The sequence below is a fragment of the Halalkalibacter alkaliphilus genome, from assembly GCF_023555415.1.
Taxonomy (GTDB): domain Bacteria; phylum Bacillota; class Bacilli; order Bacillales; family Bacillaceae_D; genus Halalkalibacter; species Halalkalibacter alkaliphilus.
The window spans coordinates 1-4,694 of sequence record NZ_JAKRYL010000051.1; the positions used below are offsets into that span (position 1 = coordinate 1).

At 39.2% G+C, this 4,694-nt stretch carries 4 protein-coding genes and 1 riboswitch; of the genes, 1 reads left to right on the forward strand and 3 read right to left on the reverse strand.

Features of this window, described 5'->3' with window-relative positions; genetic code table 11:
- Positions 1-323: 323 nt before the first annotated feature.
- Positions 324-719, forward strand: coding sequence for a YslB family protein (locus MF646_RS22980; protein ID WP_250098826.1), 396 nt, complete (start codon positions 324-326; stop codon positions 717-719).
- Between the two features lie 41 nt (positions 720-760).
- Here MF646_RS22980 and MF646_RS22985 read toward each other — a convergent pair whose 3' ends face one another.
- The 3 genes from MF646_RS22985 to trxA form a co-directional block, all read right to left on the reverse strand.
- Entirely contained in the window at positions 761-2,002 is a 1,242-nt protein-coding gene (locus tag MF646_RS22985; protein ID WP_250098827.1) for an aspartate kinase, read from the reverse strand.
- A gap of 116 nt (positions 2,003-2,118) precedes the next feature.
- A riboswitch (Lysine riboswitch) is annotated at positions 2,119-2,306 on the reverse strand.
- 67 nt (positions 2,307-2,373) lie between these two features.
- Positions 2,374-4,152, reverse strand: a complete 1,779-nt coding sequence (gene uvrC / locus MF646_RS22990; RefSeq protein WP_250098828.1) for an excinuclease ABC subunit UvrC — start codon at positions 4,150-4,152, stop codon at positions 2,374-2,376.
- A 136-nt stretch (positions 4,153-4,288) separates the two neighbouring features.
- The gene (gene trxA / locus MF646_RS22995; RefSeq protein ID WP_034745400.1) at positions 4,289-4,603 is read right to left on the reverse strand and encodes a thioredoxin; all 315 of its coding nucleotides are present in this window, start codon (positions 4,601-4,603) and stop codon (positions 4,289-4,291) included.
- Between the last annotated feature and the right edge of the window lie 91 nt (positions 4,604-4,694).

Genomic DNA, 4,694 nt, shown 5'->3' on the forward strand with positions numbered 1-4,694 from the left:
CCCCTTTTTCTTTCACCTCGAAGCGTTGAGCGCAGCCGCCGTAATGTTTTAAGCCCAAAGGAGTGGGCTTCTCCTTTGGGCGCACGGCGTGTGGAGCCAGCGCCACTTCTTCGCTTTTTCTCAAAAAGGGCGGGGTTCCCCTTTTTCTTTCACCTCTCCTACTTTCGTTCTGTATTCCAGCTTATTCCTTGTACCCAACAACGACATCGTTTATGATCAAAAAGTAAATATATTTCAAAGGCAATTGGAACGATAGTATACATAGACGATCGACAAGCTGTCTGATCATTTTGGCTTCAAAGTATGGAGAGGGGCATGTTTTTATGGAAGTTCGAACAGATCAATTTGGGTATGACCTTATTCGAAATGACGTTCTGCAAGACCTATTAGGTAAAGATCATGATGCCATTTTATATTGGATTGGAAGATCGCTCGCAAGAAAATATCCAGTTTCAACAGTTGAAGATGCCATCCTTTTTTTTGAAAAAGCTGATTGGGGTAATCTTTCGAAACTTAAAGAAAAGAAGCAATTGCAAGTGTTTGAATTAAAAGGGTCATGGATGAACAATGATGATAAGCGCTGCTATCAACTAGAGACTGGCTTTCTAGCTCAACAAGTTGAAATGTGGTTAGAATGTATTAGCGGAGCTACCTATTCAAAAACGAAAGATGGTGTCATTATTACTGTTGAAACAGATAAACGTGATTCAATTCAATAAAAAAAGTGAAGCTCAATTAGCTTCACTCTTTTTATCTTTATTTACACTGTAACAACAGCTTCTTCAACTTCTTCTGCAAGCTTAAATTCTTCATGCAACATTTCTACAGCTAAGACCATATCTATCTCTTGGACAACGACAGACACTTTAATTTCTGATGTACTAACCATTTTTACGAAAATATCGTTTTTAGCTAAGACGTCAAACATTTTTGCTGCAACACCTGGATTGGATACCATTCCAGAACCTATGATTGAGACTTTCGCTAATTCTTCTTCAAACGTTACATCCTCAAATTGCAATTCACCTTGGGCTTCCTGCAAAACAGCAAGAGTTCCTTTTAATGAGCTTTGTGTAATGGAAAATGAGATATTTACGTGTTCGTCATCATATTGATTTTGAATAATAATATCCACATTCACTTGATTCTCTGACAATGTAGTAAATAGTTTCGATAATGTGTCTAGTCGATTAGGTAAACCTTTTACCGTTACTTTTGTCACATCATTCTCAAATGCAATTCCTCGGACGATTAAATTTTGTTCCATCGTTACTTCCTCCTCTATCATGGTTCCTACTGTATCTTCCATACTAGATGCAACCATAAGTGGTACATCATAATTCTTCGCAAACTCAACCGCTCGTGGGTGTAAAACCCCAGCCCCAAGATTAGCCATTTCAAGCATTTCATCATAAGAAATAGAGTGTAACTTTCTCGCTTTCTTCACGTAACGCGGGTCCGTCGTAAAAACACCTGTTACATCTGTATAAATATCGCAACGACTCGCCTTAAGAGAGGCTGCAAGTGCTACCGCTGTTGTATCAGAGCCTCCTCGACCAAGAGTGGTAATTTCACCGTTTTCACTGATTCCTTGGAATCCCGCAACAATGACAACCTTACCCTTAGCTAGTTCTGCTTCAATTCGGTCATTATTAATTGATTCAATCCGTGCATTACCATGACTAGCTTCCGTTTGCATACCAGCCTGCCAACCAGTTAATGAGATTGCCTCGATGCCCCTAGCTTGTAATGCCATTGAAAGCAATGAGATCGTTACTTGTTCTCCAGTTGTTAGTAACATGTCCATTTCCCTTTTACTTGGCGAATCTGTAATCTGGTTAGCCAAAAATACTAATTCATCTGTAGACTTCCCCATTGCCGATACAACAACGACAAGTTCGTCTCCTGCCAACACTGCCCGTTCTACTCTAGATGCGACATGTTGAATCCTTTCTACTGAACCTACTGACGTTCCGCCATATTTCTGTACAATTCTAGCCATAATCCGATTCCTCTCCTTGTTCCTCACGTTGTGATGGAATGCAAAAAAGCAACAATAAGGAAAACCCCTCACTGTTGCATGTATACCAGTCCGGTACCACACTGCTCCCTGTTCTCTCGTGAGATAGTTCTCCACATACCACTTGGGTCTAGGTATGTGACAGCCCTATGCTTCTTCAACATAGGTCCAGCACTAGAAAGATGAGTCTTTCTTGCACTTCGGCGAATTCCCCTTTCATCCTTCTTCAACGAGTCTCATTACTCTCGGAAAGCCTACTATTGGTTTTCGCTCCTCTACCAATCACTTCGTTTGAAGTGTGGCATATTCAATTGATTAACATTCTAGCAAATAATCAAACTAAGCGCAAGAGATTATTTATCGTTTCCATTTAATGTTTCAACGATGGTTTGAGCTACCTTTTCCGGAATTGATAGCTTTCTTAACTCATCAACACTCGCTTCTTTCAACTTTTTCACCGATCCAAAATGCTTCAGCAGCTGGCGCTTTCTTTTTTCCCCTACTCCAGGGATATCATCTAATTCCGATTTAAAGAACGTCTTTGAACGAGTTTTCCGATGAAAAGTAATAGCAAAACGGTGTACTTCATCTTGAATTCGTTGTAACAAATAAAATTCAAGGCTGTCTCGCTTAAGAGGAACAATAACAGGCGGGTCCCCCATTAGCAATTGAGATGTTCGATGCTTTTCATCTTTTGCTAAGCCACAAACAGGAATGGATAGCCCAAGCTCGTCAACGATCACTTCTTGAGCAACAGCAATTTGGCCTTTTCCTCCATCAATAACGATTAAGTCCGGCAAAGGAAGAGACTCTTTTAAGAGGCGTACATATCTTCTACGAATCACCTCACGCATCGAACCATAATCATCTGGTCCTTCAACCGATTTAATTTTATATTTTCTATAGTCTTTTCTGCTTGGCTTTCCATCTACAAAACAAACCATTGCTGAAACAGGATCTGTTCCTTGAATATTAGAGTTATCGAACGCTTCAATTCGATAAGGAGTCTGAATTCCCATTGCTTCTCCTAATCGATCGACCGCTTTTATCGTTCTTTCTTCATCACGTTCAATTAACGAGAATTTATCCTTAAGAGCAATAGCAGCATTTTGATTAGCAAGATCTAGCAACTCTTTCTTCTTCCCTCGTTTTGGATGATGAGTTTTCACTTCTAACAGTTGTTCCATCAACTCTTTATCTACTTCATCAGGAAGTAAAATTTCAGCAGGTTTTATATGCTCTTTTTTCATATAAAATTGTCCAATGAACGTCATTAAATCCTCTGGTGCCTCTTTATAGAAAGGAAAAATGGACACATCCCGTTCAATTAGCTTTCCTTGACGGATGAAGAACACTTGAACACACATCCATCCTTTATCATAAGAAAAGCCAAAAACATCACGATCAACGAGGTCACCTATCATCATTTTTTGTTTTTCAATGACGGTATCCATATGGGCAAGCGTATCACGAATTTCTTTTGCTCGTTCAAAATCCATGTCTTCTGCTGCTTTCATCATTTTCTCAGTGAGCTGACCTTTAATTTCATCATGGCCAGAGCGTAGAAATTTCGTAATATCTTGAACCATCGCTTGATTTTGCTCTTTTGTGACCTCTGACACACACGGAGCAAGACATTGTCCAATATGGTAGTATAAACAAACTTTGTCAGGTAGCGTCCGGCACTTTCTCAGTGGATAAAGTCGATCCAACAGCTTCTTTGTTTCATTTGCCGCTCCTGCATTTGGATAAGGGCCAAAATACTTTCCCCCATCTTTTTTTACTTGGCGAGTTGTAATCAACCTCGGATGTTCTTCATTTGTAATTTTAAGATAAGGATAAGATTTATCATCTTTTAACATGACATTATATTTCGGGTCATGTTTTTTAATTAAATTCATCTCTAGGATTAATGCTTCAATATTTGATGAGGTTACAATATATTCGAAGTCAGCAATCTCACTTACAAGACGCTGGGTTTTCCCATCGTGTGAACCAGTAAAATATGATCGAACTCTATTTTTTAGTACTTTTGCTTTTCCAACGTAAATAATTGTATTTTGCCGATCCTTCATTAAATAACAGCCAGGCTGATCAGGAAGAATTAATAATTTTTCTTTAATTTGACTCATCGTATTCCACCTCACCCTCTATTGTTCGCTAGAAGGCAAACAAATGCAAGTTAGAAAAACTGGAATTACCCGAACTGGGATTAAAAGAAAAAGTGACCCCTTCATCCCTTTTCGAATAATGGAGTCACTCTAAACTTTATAGATGTTTATTTAGAAGCTCAGCTAAAGCTTCTTTCGGTTGAAACCCGACTACTTGATCGACAACTTCTCCATCTTTGAAAACAAGAAGTGTCGGGATGCTCATGACGCTGTATTTTCCAGCTGTCTCTTGATTCTCATCCACATCAAGCTTAGCAATTTTTACTTTATCGCCCATTTCAGAATCTAGTTCTTCAAGGACTGGAGCAATCATCTTACAAGGTCCGCACCACGGTGCCCAGAAGTCTGCAAGAACAACTCCTTCACTTGTTTCAGAAGCAAATGTTTGATCTGTTACGTTTACGATCGCCATATTAAAATCCTCCTTTTTTCCTTCACATGATAACTTCAGCACAATTATACCAAACACTTCCACTGCTGGCGAATTTATTGCTCACCCCTTA